This window comes from Paenibacillus sp. 276b, assembly GCF_900107875.1.
Classification (GTDB): domain Bacteria; phylum Bacillota; class Bacilli; order Paenibacillales; family Paenibacillaceae; genus Paenibacillus; species Paenibacillus marchantiae.
The window spans coordinates 1,713,209-1,727,524 of record NZ_FNRR01000001.1; the positions used below are offsets into that span (position 1 = coordinate 1,713,209).

Sequence of the window (14,316 nt, forward strand, 5' to 3'; positions counted from 1 at the left end):
ACACATCAAGGGCAGGTTTTCTTATGAATCTGTCATTAAAAAACTAGCCCTGCATCCGAAACTTTCGGAAACAAGGCTATCTTTCGAGTTATGATTGATCATAGGCCAGATCCACAGGCGGACTGATCTTCCCTGTACTATATAATTTGAATTCGGATGGTGTCATATTGGTATGCTTCTTGAAAATTTCGCTAAAATAACGTCGATGCTCATACCCCAATTCCCTAGCGATCTCCTGTACCTGATAATCATTGATTAGCATTTCTTTAGCTTTTTCCATTCTTTGATGGATTACGAATCGCTGAAATGAAATATTTAGCACTTTTTTGAACAGATTCGAAAAATATCCGGGACTTAAATTGAACTGCTTTGCACATAAATCAAGTGATAAATTTAAATGCAAGTTGGCACATATATAATCCTTCGCCTGATAGATCAACTTGGTCGTTTCATCCGAACGCTCGTGCTCAATCCACGAACACGCTTCAAGACAAATTTCTTTTACCGTATCCCGCATAATCTGAAATGTAACCACACCTGTGCGCTTTACATGGTTCCACTGCTTCTCAAGGTTCTTCACCCGATCAGGCGGAAATTGTTCTAACATGACTCGACATATCTTGGATGACAGCTCATAACAAAGGTTTTCGACTTGTTGCGGTTTGGGAAGAGGATCTCGCTGCAATAAATCATTAAAGATCTGCTCCAGAATAAGTCGGCATTTTTCTCGATTGCCCGAGCGCAAAGCCATTAAAAACTCCTGCTCCGTGGACGCAGTATAATGAAGCAAGGTTTTCTCATCATCGGATGTACTTGAATAACTGTTAACACCATTACCATCTGTATAAAAATGATAGGCCAGAGCACTTAAGGCTAGTTGATATGAATCCGGTAATTCATCGATAGATGTTACACAACTACCAATACCGATGGAGATGGTAGAGTTCGTGAATTGATAAATATTTAATCTGCATGCTTCAGAAATCTGCTCTGCGATTCTCATATCTTCACAATTGATCAGACAGATGAACCGATTTAACGCTTCACTAAAAACAACACCACTGCTAAAAGCTGCGATAGTTTCCTCCAAAATATTTCGAAGGCTGAATCTGATCAATTCCACTTCCCTTGAGGGTTGTGCTTTATATTTGTCCATAAAACGGTCTAGCTCCACAATAAAAAGATTGAAATTCTGAGGAGCAAGTTGAATGCCGAGTGTTTGCCATTTTTGAAAGGCTACGACAGCATTCGTCCTATGATGAACTAGCAAGGACAAATACTCCTGCTGCAATACAGGTAAGCTTTTTCTTACATGTTGCTTCAGTTCTATCGCCTTGCTCTGCTCCCGCCATTCTTCTTCGATTGCTGCCTTTGCTTTCAACACGACCTGAATGATTTCATCTATAGAGAATGGTTTCTTTACGAAATCAAATGCGCCTAATCGAATCGCTTGTCTCGTAAATGAGAAATCGGTATACGCGCTGAGAATGACAATTTTCGTAAAAGGAGCGTTTACGAGAATTTCTTGCGTCATGGCCAGCCCATCCTTTTTGGGCATCCGTATGTCTGTAAGAACAATATCCGGTTTGGTCTCTTGGATTAGGCGAATGCCTTCCTCCCCATCGAGTGCCGTACCAACCACTTCAATGTGATGATCTTCCCAGGGCGGCTTCTGAGAAATCATATCGACTACACTTCGAATATCATCAATGATGCATAATTTAATCCGTTGGAGTTCTTCTATCATGATTCAACTTCTCCTTCTCTAATCGGAATCCAAATGTCAGTTCTCGATCCCTTGCCAGGACTGCTGTGAAGTTCGATTCGTGCTTCTTCTCCATAAAATAGGTTGAGCCGATTCACGATATTGTTCAGAGCATAACCCTTCTTGGAGACAGGCGGTTTCAACATCGCTTGACTTACCATAGCCGCATCCATGCCTGCACCGTTATCCTCAATAATCAAATGAACCCAATTGTTTTGTCTGTCCACCTGTATATGAATCTGACCTCCGAAAGTAATGTCCTTAAAGCCGTGTTGAATGCTATTTTCCACAATTGGCTGCAAGAGAATCTTTGGCAAAAGGCTGTTCAGCACAGATTTATCAAGTACAGTAACTTCAAACACAAACAGTCCTTCATAGCATCTTTGTTGAATTAAACAATACTGCTGTGCGTGCAACAATTCATCCTGCAGCGTGTTCCAATCCTTCCCCCCACTCAAGCCAAGCTGAAACATCTGGGACAAGGAGAGAATCATCTCATTGACTTCCTCATTTTCCCCTAGAACGGATTTGCAGTAAATCGTATTAAGAGTGTTATACAAAAAGTGTGGTTCCATTTGCGCAGTTAAAGCTCTCATCTCGGCCTTACGTTTTCCGGATTCGCTCAACCTTACATCATCAATGAGTCTGTTGATTTCATCCAACATGCGATTGAATTGAAAACCGACCTGAGCTACTTCATCGGACGAACGGCTGGCAAAGCGAACATTCAGGCGGTTATTCTCTACCTCGCGCATAAGTCGTTGAAGCTTGTATAGAGGATTTAGCAACAGCGCCGTCAGTTTATTGGATAAAAGGCTAGTGAACAGCAGAAAGAAAAGCATTATATAAAGGGTTGTGCGCTTTACACCGTTCATTTGTTCAAGCAGTTTATCCTTCTGTTGAATACCGAATAAGCTCCAATCTTTGACAACTGTTGATCTTGTGTAATTGACTAGGTAATCCGTTTCATCAAAATTATGAAAGAAAGAGCCCATATTACTCTCAGATACATTGTACAAGAAAGGTTTATCTTTCATTAGATTATGGCTGGATGACCATGAAGTTCGGATGACTTCCTCGCCATTGGCATCGATTACAAAATAGTCGCTGTCATCATTCGAAGAATGTTTGTTAACCAGTCCTATTAGTCCACTCTCATTTACATTCACGACAATGTATACATTTGTATTGGGGACATTCTCTTGAGTTCCCTTTGTAACAAATGAAATAGCACGCTTATTACCAGAAAAAAACTTATCAGAATGCCCTTTTATCCACTTTCCTCCATAATTCTCAATCATATCGAAATACATACTGGATTCATAAAAGGATTGTGTCTGAGAACGTCTTTGTGAAATAGGATAAAAATCTCCAATGGGCGTGGCAATAAGTATACTTTCGATTAGAGGTTCGTTGAAATAAACCTGTGAAAACACATATTGGAGCTCTGACAAATGCACATAGTAATTGGAGATATCATTACTCTGTACATCCAGCATCATATCTTTGAAGGCATAGCTAAAAGTCAGTGAACGAATGGAGTTGGAGATCCCCGTTAATTTATCATCCAGTATCTGAGTGGTTTTGTTTACGGTTTCTTGACTAGTCTCAAATGCATTCTTCTGGAGCTCTTTGGATGCAATCCAGTAGGTTGTCAGGCCTACCGCCCCAATTGCAAGCGTTATCATAGTTATGATGGATAAGCGAATTCTCTGTTTGAATGAACTGCTGTATATCAAACGATTGAATTTTTCAGTGATGTGCTCTGCCCAAAGTCGTCTCATAAATTCGGTATCAACCTCTCTTGTAAATAAAAGAAGTCTTGCTGAAGTTAAACTTATCTATTTGCGAATCATTTTACATTAAAATATCAATTTAGCAATACATTCTTCATGTCAATACGGATTTATTACAAATATACTGTTCCATTCGGATCATCAATTAAACAATTCCACGCTCCGGTTTAATATGTTTCAATTCTTTTGCTGGCAAGAAGAAAAAATTTATATCAACTTAAATTTATTTGACTCGCCGATATAATCATTTTACTAAGGGGGGCTGAGGTTTTGCCGATCAGGGAGATTTTTTGTTTAGTTCGTTTCACGCACTCAATTGGCTTAAGCCATAACAAAAAGCCGCTATATAGCGACTTCCAATGGAATCATGTTCTTGTCTCTCGACACTTCCCTTAAATCATCGTCTGTCTAAATGATCCTTCTATTTTTGGTCAACGTTGTTAGCCTTATGAATACCACATCATACGTTGGTTTTAATCACTTTAATTGTTTTAAATATTGCTCCATTACTTGTAACCACACTCTTAATTGACTCAAATTTTCTACTGAATGAGAGCCATATGGAAACAATTCAAATTGATATAGCTCTGGACTTCCAAATACATGACTAAAATTAACTTCAATTTGGTCTTTCGTAAAATTTAAACATTCATAGTAGCTCGTAATTTCTGCTTCACTATATTCATCTGGGCAGATGTAGTCGATTGCCTGTATGATTTGCTCATAATTATAATCTTCGGCTTTTACTTCAAATATGACCCTATCTTCATGTGAAAACTCACGAAACATGGTTGCCACCTACCCTAATCATTTTCTGGTGAACGTTGCTGCCTTAATGGGGGTTATATCGCAAACTTTGGGTCATAGAAGAAGAGTTGTACGTAATAGCATATCAAAATCGGTAGCCTGTTTGTAATTTATAATAGCGAGGTTACGAACTTCACCTCCGGAAAACGGCTGTCCGGTCCTTTCATTAAGATTCCGCCTTGATTCTTCAAATACATATCGAAGAAATCCAGCATATAGGCATTGATAACGGAGTTCGCTCTTTCTGGCACAATCTTTCCTGTAATGCCCAGCATATTGAAAACCGGAGAAATGAACTGTACATCGGTAAAATTCAAATGCTCTGTATTTTCGATATAGAGGATTTGTCCTCCTTCGTCAACCGTTTCGCGCATCCGTTCAAGCTCCAACTTTTTATCTTCCGTTACTTGATCCATCCACTCTCTTGTTGATCCCATCCGGTTAAGCTCTGCATCAGTGTAGACCCGATTATTTATCACCCTGTTTAATTCTTCGAAATAACTTTCAGAGTTGATGAACAAAAACGGCTTTCGCAGATCATCGCTGTCACGCAGTCGATACAGCCCTCCATCCAAGTCTATTCCGACCGTGATTCGTGGATCGTAAGAAGCGTCGTAGGCTGTCGCTCCGCCGATGGAATGACCGAACACCCCGACATGACCGAGATCAATCCTCCCTTTTAAAGGACTTGGAATCTGTCCCGATTGGATGAGCTCGAATTGGTCCAGCGTAAACGCCACATCGGCGGTTAACACTTTTCCCAACTTGTCGCGATTTTCTCTTCCCGTTCGGTAATCATCTTCGGGAGAGAATAAGTCGTTGGTTGTGCTGGTCGTGATTCGACCGTCCGGAAACTCGGTTGCAACTGTATTGTAGGTGTGATCGATCACTGCCACGATATATCCGTGACTCGCGAGATTCTCAGCTTGCGACGTATGGAGGAACCTGGACGAGCCAAAGCCGGGATTTGCAAGGATCAGCGGATATGAAGTCTGTGCCGAGGAGACTTCGGCCCCCGAATAAGCATGACTGGATACGTACTTCAAGTGCTGAAGAGTAAACTCAGGAAGGCCATAGTTCGCGGCCATATAACGTAAAATTGGAGTATCGGGAATAAAGGGAGCGTACTTGCTGGTGCCAACTTTAACCGGATACCATACCTGAACCATCAACTCTCTCTTACCCTCTCTGGCTTCGTCGAAAATCTCTTCCCTATTAGTATCCACGAGATGAAAAGTTTGCGTTCCTACCTTAAATTCGCCTGTAGGTTTAGGTAGATTAAATACTGGAAAAGCATACATGAGACCCGCTGTTACGACCAGCATTACCGCTATAGCGGTATAAGCTGAACCCAACATGAATCGCGGGATTTTTTTGGGGCCGTTTTTTCTAAAATAGCTATAACCTGAAATGGCTAAAAAAAAGATCGTTATGCAATATGAGAAAAATAGCTGAACTCTGTATCCTTCCACCGTCCAATGAATGACCAATAAAAGAGTGGCGATCCCGCTTGCAACGAATAGCAGAATTCTGGGCCGTCCTTTTTTTAATAACAATGTTAATGCAAACAAGCCGATGTTTGACAATAAAAGCAACAGTTCAAACAGCCTCATCTCGATTCTCCTTTTAAAAATTTTCTATTTTCGTTTGTTCCAATATTATCCTGCCAGGATGGCCTTAGCTATCGATTCCACTTACATTCACCTTACAATTTTGTAATTCTACCTTGTAACTGTGCTCATCTTTGGATAGGAACTTAGTTACTTAAATCAAAAAAAGCCGCTATAATTAGCGGCTTTGAATGTAATAATGCTCTTGTCCTGCGACAAGCATACACAGGATAGTCCATGCCTTTTTCTCTTCAATATACTTATACACAATTCGGAAATCATGCAATCAACCGCTCCATCCCATTAAAATGTATGAATTATTGCTACAAAATTGCTTTTTTGAGCCTGAATAGTGGAGGAGATCTATCAAAATCTATCCGAAGTATTGAAGAATTAACTGGTATATTGCTACGGAAAGTCCTAAAATACTCGCTTTCATTTTAGATGGATGATATCTTTTGCTGCGAAACAAGTACAGAAAGATCACTATAAATCCTAAGGGAATCCACAGCTGAAAGACACCTTCTGTTGTATAACGAGAAAAAATTGGAATAATGGAAGTACTGATCAAAAAGTAAAAGAAAACTGTAAAACATCTTGTTTCTAATTGCTTGCTCCACCTTACTAAAAAGAAAAAAATAATGATTCCGACAATTGTAATGTATAAAGGGGGGAGAAGAATAGAAACGTCCCCAAATTTGAATTCCATTTTGCATTGCCCTCCTCTTTTAAATCATCACCACTTTTTGTTTCGGATTGGGAAGCATGTACATTATATGTTATATGTTATAATTTAAAGGTTAATTTTACCAAAAGTAAGGAGGGATGTAAAAAAACATTGTAGGGTTTATAGTTTTCGCTTAAGATTTTAGCTGTATTATGGAACTATTCCAAACAGGTGGTTCCATGCAAAGAACCAGTAGATATTTAGATGTACTTAATAGATCGCGGAGCAGATATCCATGTCACTGATTTAAGAGGTAAATCTCCCATTGATGTGGCGAGAAGCTATAAACCAGACAAGATCATCCAATTTTCAGAAGAATATCAGCTATTACATCGTGACTAGGAGGACCTCATATCATGAAAAGGATCACCAAACGTACATTTCTAATCACTACTCTAACAGCGTTCCTTACTATTTCCTTAGCCCCTGTCCCCACTCTCGCTTCTGATTACAAGCAACTTCCAAAGCCAGAGTGGACCTATGACGTACCTACCGATACGACAACCCAAATACATAGTAAGAACTATTATTTCACAGGAAATATCGTCTACCCTATCGTGTCAGAACAGACTAACTCTCAAACTGCATATACATTCTTGTATCAGTCAGATCGCTCTACCGGCAAAACTAAATCCGTACACTCCTTATTAGCGATAGACGACAAAACTGGAAAACAGAAGTGGATTCATAAATCGCCTATGCTCTACAATTCGTTTGAAATAGATCAGAGCGGTGACGTCTACTACTTCGATGAGGTAAATTCCGGTAACAAGAAGGTATACCAGTTGATCTCTCTGGATTCAAATAACAAGCCACGCTGGGTCAAAACATTCAAAGAGCACTTTCAATTCAATGTCCTAGAAGATGGGCGCATAGCCGTGGTTACTTTCACAAAAGACACCAGTGTGATTACTCTTTATACAAAGGAAGGCAAGCCGCTTATCAAAAGGGAGTTTCCTGGCCACGTACGACATATTCAGGGGAACTACGTCGGATTGTTAAATTCTGATGCTCCGAGAAACACGACGACAATTGATATTTACTCCATTCCTACAGGAAAGAAGATTATTTCCGCTGTCCAACCGCAGGATCACGTCAATATTGTGCATGCTGACTTTGAAGTTCTAAGTGGCGGAACTGTGATTGTTCCCATTTACGATGCAAAGATGGAAGTGGAAACCTTGCACGGCTACAAGCCTAACGGGGAACAAAAATGGATCAGACCATTGCCTAAGCCAGCACAGGATGCCGTTTTCGGTACAACGTATGCGCATAATATGTACGATTCTTTTTACGTATCCTTAGGAAATAACTTTCTGATTCAAGAGAAAAATAAGCTTAGTCTGTACAATACTAACAATCAATTGATTGCGACCAAGACGTTTACTGATTTACCTGCACAAGGACTGTTACAACGACTAAATGATCAGAGCATTGTCTTCGGAGCCGTCGACAAAACACAAGCTTGGTATGATTCATCTAAACCGGAGCCTAAGAAAGCCGCCTACTATATTCTGGACTCTAATACACTAAAAATAAAAAACTCTTTTGTAATCGATGACGCACTTTTTCACCAAGCCGATGTTCGTTTTCACGATGCAAATACATTCTATATCCACATGAGTGAAACCATTGCCAAATACGTTCTAGAGTAGCATATGTAGGCTGGAGTAATCCCCCATTATAACGATTTATGCCTAGCCCCTCTCCAGGAGCGAAGTCATACATCGTTTCTTTTTTTATCAAATGAGCAGCCTGCAGAACTGCAGACTGCTCATTAGTTTTATTGAGATGTCGTTTCCTGTTAGCTTACTGAAACAACCTTATTTTTCTCTTGTAGGGCCCACGTAATCTTAGATTCATTTCCCACTAGAGTTATCATCCTATCCTAGATCTTAAATGTTTTTCTTTATCCAAGAACGCAACTTATCAGCATAGAAATCGCGTTCATCTGGATCGGATGGAGAACCCTTTGACAGATAAAGTTGATCATTCACATATCTAGGGTAAACATGGAGATGATAATGCCACACGTCTTGATTGCCAGCAGGCTCATTATGTTGGCGCGTAGAAATCCCTTTACATCCATATGTACTTTTCATTGCAAATGCTGTAAGCTGCGCCGCGCGGTGAATTTCAACAGCGTAATCCGCAGGGAGGTCAAAGATGTTCTCGAAATGTTGATTCGGAACAACAAGAACATGTCCTTTATTGTTTGGCCACCATTTGCTCGCTATAAAAGCCGTTACCTTTTCATTCTGATAGATGATATTCCTTTGTTTTGTCCCCTGGTTAGGTCGCTCGATACCCCAAACACGACAAAATGGACATTCGTAACCTTCGGGCTTATGTGAAAATAATGCTGTCATCTTTCTCATTCCACTCCTCTCATATTTTTCCAACTAGCTATTAGACGCAGGCAACTTTTGTTCGTTGCGTTATCCTCAACATTGATAATCAATCTGAGCTCGCTTTTATTCCGGTATGCCCGGCTCATTTGATCACCACTCCTGAATATATCCACCTTATCAAGTCTTGCCAGTAAGTTGGCAAGGCTTTTTTGTCTTGAACGTACCGTAGTTGTATCGCTTTGATTATGTAATCTTTAGATTTTCTTCAGAATTATGCTTATTAATTCCTTAGTTTTTTTCATTATGATTTCTATATCGACAAGAGAGGAGGCAAAACAATGATCAGTAATACGATCTTAGAGCTACTACATCAGTATGGATATCTGATTTTTTATTTTGCCTTCTCATTAGGGCCATTTGGCATTCCAATTCCGAATGAGATCACGATTATCAGTGGTGCTATTTTGAGTCACACGGGTGTTATCAGCTCATGTATCACATACTTCTGCATTTTAACAGGACTATTAACCGCCATTACCTTTGCTTATTTTGCAGGGAAGTTATTTGGGCCCAAGATAAAACACAAATTTCAACATAATAAACACTTCGTTAAGGCTGAACTGATTCTGAATAAGAGTGGCAATTGGGCGATGTGCATCGGTTTATTCATTCCAATCGTGCGATATGTTCTCCCTCTGGTCATTGGACTGAGCGGCGTTCAATATCGGAAATTTGCTCTCATTTCATATTCCAGTGCTTTGCTTTGGACCATAACGTATTTTACAGCGGGAATCTACTTCGGCGCTCCCATTCTATCAATGCTTCATTTATTAAAATTTTGATCGATTTTGATAAATTACCATCACATATACGGAGGAACCATAAACATGAATTCCAATGAACCTATTTTATTTCTGAAAAGCTTTCTTCAAAGCCCAAAACATGTTGGCAGCATCATACCCAGTTCCCGGTTTCTCGCTAACAAAATGGTGAACCAAGCGCCTTGGCTTGACGTAAAAGCAGTCGCCGAACTCGGATCGGGCACAGGTGCCATCACTCGTTATATTCATCAACAGGCACAAGATTCGACCCAAGTGTTATTGTTTGAGATGAACGAGACGATGAGGAATAATCTGAAGACTGAATACCCTTCATTCCCCTGTTATCCAGATGCCTCTCGATTAGTGGAATCCATGAAGCAAGAGGGCGTTGAGCAACTGGACTGTGTATTTAGCGGGTTGCCTTTCTTCAACTTTGAATCTGAATTAAGGAATACGTTGGTAGACCAGATCCATAAGGCGCTCAAACCCGAGGGGTTATTTATCGCCTTTCAATATTCACTTCAAATGAAAAAAACACTATCCGAAAAGTTTATCATCGAAAAGATAGAATTAGTGCCCTTGAATGTCCCTCCTGCCTTCGTTTATGTCTGTCGCAAAAAGGAAACAATTTAAACAACTCAGGCTATGGTTTACACTGATATTATCCTCTTTATAAGGATTTAAAATTTTATTTAAAACAGTCTAAAAGGAGTGTTGGATTGTGAGTACCGTTCTCATTGTTGATGATGAACCCGACATCCGTGATGTCATTCATGTCTATTTACGTAACGAAGGATATCAGGTCATTGAAGCCGCCAATGGTGAAGAAGCACTAAATATTATCAAAACTACATCGGTCCAGCTCGTTATACTGGATGTCATGATGCCCATTATGGACGGAATCAAAGCCTGCTTCAAAATAAGAGAAGTATCAACCTCTCCCATTATTATGCTATCCGCCAAAGAAGAGGACATAGATAAAATTACAGGCCTGACTACCGGGGCTGACGATTACATGGTCAAACCGTTTAATCCGTTAGAATTACTAGCTCGCGTTAAGGCTCAGCTACGACGCCAAACACTGATTGGCAAAGCAGAATTCAATTCACTTATCCTGATCAAGGACCTTGTCATTGATACAAGTAAACATTCCGTGAAGTTAAAGGAGAATGACATTCCACTAACTCCACTGGAGTTTTCCATTCTGGTGCTGCTTGCAAGCCATCCTGGACAAGTATTTAGCTCCGAAAAGATCTACGAAACTGTATGGAAAGAACCTTACGGGTATTCGGATAATACGGTTATGGTCCATATTCGCAATCTGCGAGAGAAACTGGAAGTGAATCCACGAGAACCTCAGTATATTAAAACGGTATGGGGAGTGGGTTATAAACTTGATTAGACGATTGCCACAGTTTAAAAAAAAGATACAGATTAACATCCTATATCGAATGTTGATCAGTTTATTAATTTCGTTTGTTGGCTCTGTGGGTGTAAATAATATGTTGATCATAGGAGCCGCAAAAATTAGTGAAAGATTTGAATGGCCATCACTTCTCTACATTTTTCCTTATGTTCTAACACCAATCTTCATCGTAATTTTCACGTTAATTTTTTTATTTTCCACACGAAAAATTGTACGAGATCTCATTACATTGGAGCAAGGATTGCAATTCATTTCAGAAGGAAATCTGGACTACCGGGTGCCCGTTAATCGACAAGATGAACTTGGGCGAGTCGCTTCCAACATTAATCACATGACTGAACAGTTGCAGCTGCAGATGGTTAAGGAGCGCGAGCTGGAGAAATCCAAGATGGACATGATCACGGGGATCTCACATGACCTGCGCACACCGCTTACCAGCATCATCGGCTACATTGAGCTTCTAAGAACAGAATCATTTCAAGACAAAGCAGAGTATGACCGCTTCATCCAGAACACCTATAACAAAGCAACGCATTTAAAGAAGCTGCTCGATGACTTATTTGAATACACACGTCTAACCTCAGTAGATACCCAATTGGATTTGAAAAAGGTTGACCTATATCAGCTATTGGACCAGTTGCTGTTTGAATTTGAACCTTTAGCTCAGGAGAATGGAATTCATATTGAGAAAGAGATTGGCGATTCCCCAATCATGGCCTGCGTGGATAGTGATAAGATTGCTCGGGCCATCGATAATCTTCTTATGAACGCCCTGAAGTATTCTGTGAAACCTGGTGCGATTCATATTCGAATGAGTATGCGTCATGAGTACATTATCATTAAAGTCGAAAATAAAGGTGAGCCGCTCACAATAGAGCAAAAAAGTAAGCTGTTTGATCGATTTTATAAGGTTGATTATTCAAGAAGCAGCGAAGGTATTCAAACGGGGTCTGGTTTGGGTCTTTCGATTGCAAGAAATATTGCGGAGTTACATCAGGGTACCTTAACGCTTCAACATACGCATAACGTATTTACGTTCCAGTTAAGCTTGCCTGCCAACATCAAGTGAAACATTATTGAATTCAACAATGGAGGATACCCGCATTGAAAACATCCGAACCGTTTCTTTTCCTGCAAGGATTCTTAAAGAACCCCAAACGAGTAGGAAGTGTCCTGCCCAGTTCCAAATTTCTAGCCCATAAAATCGTCCAGTCTGTACAATGGGAAGAAGTTAAAACCATTGCAGAACTGGGGCCAGGAACAGGTGTTATCACACGTCTTATGAGAGCCAAATTACCGAAATCTTCAATCGTGTTTTTATTTGAGAGAGACCCCAAAATGAGGAGTAATCTGAAGAAAACATATCCTGAATTCATGTTCCATTCGAATGCATCCTATCTTTTGAAAAGGATCAATCATGAACATGTGCATCAGTTGGATAGTATCATTTGCGGACTACCATTTTTTAATTTTTCCAGAGAAATGAAACAAAACATCCTTTCACAGATGCATACAGCGCTTCGACCTGGAGGGATGTTAGTGTTGTACCAGTACTCACTTCATATGAAGAAACGATTGGCTGATTTATTCGATATTGAGAGAATTAAATTTGTGCCCCTCAGCTTCCCTCCTGTTTTTGTCTATACTTGTCGCAAAAAGAAAGATGAAGGACACAGTGAAACGAGGGAATCAGTATACTAACCATAACCATACGAAGTGATGTGAAAAAAAAATGAGAAGTCTCTCTCTCTTCAAGCTCGAAGACGATTCTGCGTTTCCGCCCGGCTCAAGCTCGATTTTGGTAAAAGCTTTTATTCACTTCTCCGGACGGGTCCAGTTTCATCTTGAATAGAGTGCCGTAGCTTCCCCGCTTGTTGGGACGCAAACGTACTGCTAAATCGCATCTCATGATGAGACAATTTAATTGAGCTTATGAAGTGTACCGTTCTTATGTTCATTGAGCAGCTTTGAGAAAAGCTTGCTAGAGTAATCAATCCTACGCTCTGGAAACTCGCCTGTAAGTATAATCTTCAACATATGAAGCAGACGTTTACCCGTTAGTTCAGTAGGCCCGAGAGACCATTGTCTAATACTGGGATATAAGTATATCAACCCAGAGTAACGAAATGCTGCCCTCAATCTTTCATAAAAATCATCATAGCTAAGTGATATACCGTTTGCAATTAATTCCTTGTAATAAATTTTGGCATCCTCAAGGTTAAAATAACTAGCCAGATCAATATAAAAGGGTGCATAATAACACCACCCGAAGTCAATAAAATAGGGTTTTCCATTGTAATAATGGATGTGGGAACCGTCTACGGATTGCAAATCTCCATGCGTAAGAGTTAGGCTTTCCTTCTCATCATACAAAGCCACCATATCACGTGCAAAAGCGTTTGCTTTTTCACGTAGTAATGGCAGATACGCGCCAAATTCCCTGTAAAATTCGGGGTTCTGCTCTATAAGCGTTTGAAAATGGTCCACAGACACTTGTGTAACTAAATAATTTTCCCAATAATGACGGTCAGCATGGGGGAGCCACAGCATCTCCGAACCTCTATGCATATTAAGGGCATGGATTCTGGCTAATGCCTCCGCAACTCTTGGCGACCAGTCTACGCCAGGTGGAGGAGATTTAACACTACCCAAATCTTCTATCGCCATCCATCTAGGCTCATCTGTTTCTAGATCTAGTGAAAAAGTGGCGGGTGTGTTCTGATGGCCCTGGTCAGTTAACGTTTTCATTGCCATGCGTTCTTTTAGGGCAGCTTCTTTAAATATTACGCTCTCCTTTTGACCATTTTCATAAGTAACCTCTATACGACGTACATCCGCACCAGACCACCCACGTTCAGCATCCGTCATATACCCTTGCTCTAAATGACGGATCTTTCCACGTTGTAGTTCTTCGGCTAAACCTTGAGCAATTATGATCATATTATGTTCCAAATTAATCTACCTACCGATCTATTTAATTTAGGTTTACTCAATAGAGAATTTTTTTTGAAGT

12 protein-coding genes are annotated in these 14,316 nt (G+C 40.2%); 6 read left to right on the plus strand and 6 right to left on the minus strand.

Features of this window, described 5'->3' with window-relative positions:
* Positions 1–88: 88 nt before the first annotated feature.
* The 4 genes from BLV50_RS07240 to BLV50_RS07255 form a co-directional block, all read right to left on the minus strand.
* Entirely contained in the window at positions 89–1,747 is a 1,659-nt protein-coding gene (locus tag BLV50_RS07240) for a response regulator (protein WP_072733069.1), read from the minus strand.
* The gene (locus BLV50_RS07245; protein ID WP_256337883.1) at positions 1,744–3,453 is read right to left on the minus strand and encodes a sensor histidine kinase; all 1,710 of its coding nucleotides are present in this window, start codon (positions 3,451–3,453) and stop codon (positions 1,744–1,746) included. Before BLV50_RS07245 ends, BLV50_RS07240 begins: the two co-directional genes overlap by 4 nt.
* A 585-nt stretch (positions 3,454–4,038) precedes the next feature.
* The gene (locus BLV50_RS07250; protein ID WP_170867799.1) at positions 4,039–4,359 is read right to left on the minus strand and encodes a hypothetical protein; all 321 of its coding nucleotides are present in this window, start codon (positions 4,357–4,359) and stop codon (positions 4,039–4,041) included.
* Between the two features lie 119 nt (positions 4,360–4,478).
* Positions 4,479–5,981 (minus strand): alpha/beta hydrolase family protein, encoded by a 1,503-nt coding sequence (locus BLV50_RS07255; RefSeq protein WP_072733072.1) that lies wholly within the window; start codon positions 5,979–5,981, stop codon positions 4,479–4,481.
* A gap of 1,080 nt (positions 5,982–7,061) precedes the next feature.
* Here BLV50_RS07255 and BLV50_RS07265 point away from each other — a divergent pair.
* A complete protein-coding gene (locus tag BLV50_RS07265) occupies positions 7,062–8,360 on the plus strand; it encodes a hypothetical protein (RefSeq protein ID WP_063563745.1) in 1,299 nt (432 codons plus the stop codon).
* Between the two features lie 240 nt (positions 8,361–8,600).
* Here BLV50_RS07265 and BLV50_RS07270 read toward each other — a convergent pair whose 3' ends face one another.
* Positions 8,601–9,074 carry an HIT family protein gene (locus BLV50_RS07270; RefSeq protein ID WP_072733517.1) on the minus strand — a complete coding sequence of 158 codons (474 nt, stop codon included), beginning with the start codon at positions 9,072–9,074 and terminating at the stop codon, positions 8,601–8,603.
* A 320-nt stretch (positions 9,075–9,394) separates the two neighbouring features.
* On the opposite strand from BLV50_RS07270, the gene BLV50_RS07275 reads away from it, so the two are divergent.
* The 5 genes from BLV50_RS07275 to BLV50_RS07295 all read left to right on the plus strand — a co-directional run bounded on the left by BLV50_RS07275 (position 9,395) and on the right by BLV50_RS07295 (position 13,004).
* Positions 9,395–9,898, plus strand: coding sequence for a DedA family protein (locus BLV50_RS07275; protein ID WP_063563743.1), 504 nt, complete (start codon positions 9,395–9,397; stop codon positions 9,896–9,898).
* Between the two features lie 45 nt (positions 9,899–9,943).
* Positions 9,944–10,510, plus strand: coding sequence for a class I SAM-dependent methyltransferase (locus tag BLV50_RS07280; protein ID WP_072733075.1), 567 nt, complete (start codon positions 9,944–9,946; stop codon positions 10,508–10,510).
* 88 nt (positions 10,511–10,598) lie between these two features.
* Positions 10,599–11,279 (plus strand): response regulator transcription factor, encoded by a 681-nt coding sequence (locus tag BLV50_RS07285; protein WP_079693707.1) that lies wholly within the window; start codon positions 10,599–10,601, stop codon positions 11,277–11,279.
* Positions 11,266–12,372, plus strand: coding sequence for a sensor histidine kinase (locus BLV50_RS07290; RefSeq protein ID WP_072733077.1), 1,107 nt, complete (start codon positions 11,266–11,268; stop codon positions 12,370–12,372). The genes BLV50_RS07285 and BLV50_RS07290 overlap by 14 nt, the downstream gene beginning before the upstream one ends.
* A 35-nt stretch (positions 12,373–12,407) precedes the next feature.
* A complete protein-coding gene (locus BLV50_RS07295; RefSeq protein ID WP_072733079.1) occupies positions 12,408–13,004 on the plus strand; it encodes a class I SAM-dependent methyltransferase in 597 nt (198 codons plus the stop codon).
* Between the two features lie 219 nt (positions 13,005–13,223).
* Here the strand turns inward: BLV50_RS07295 and BLV50_RS07300 are convergent, their stop codons facing one another.
* A complete protein-coding gene (locus BLV50_RS07300) occupies positions 13,224–14,243 on the minus strand; it encodes a phosphotransferase (RefSeq protein ID WP_218135373.1) in 1,020 nt (339 codons plus the stop codon).
* Between the last annotated feature and the right edge of the window lie 73 nt (positions 14,244–14,316).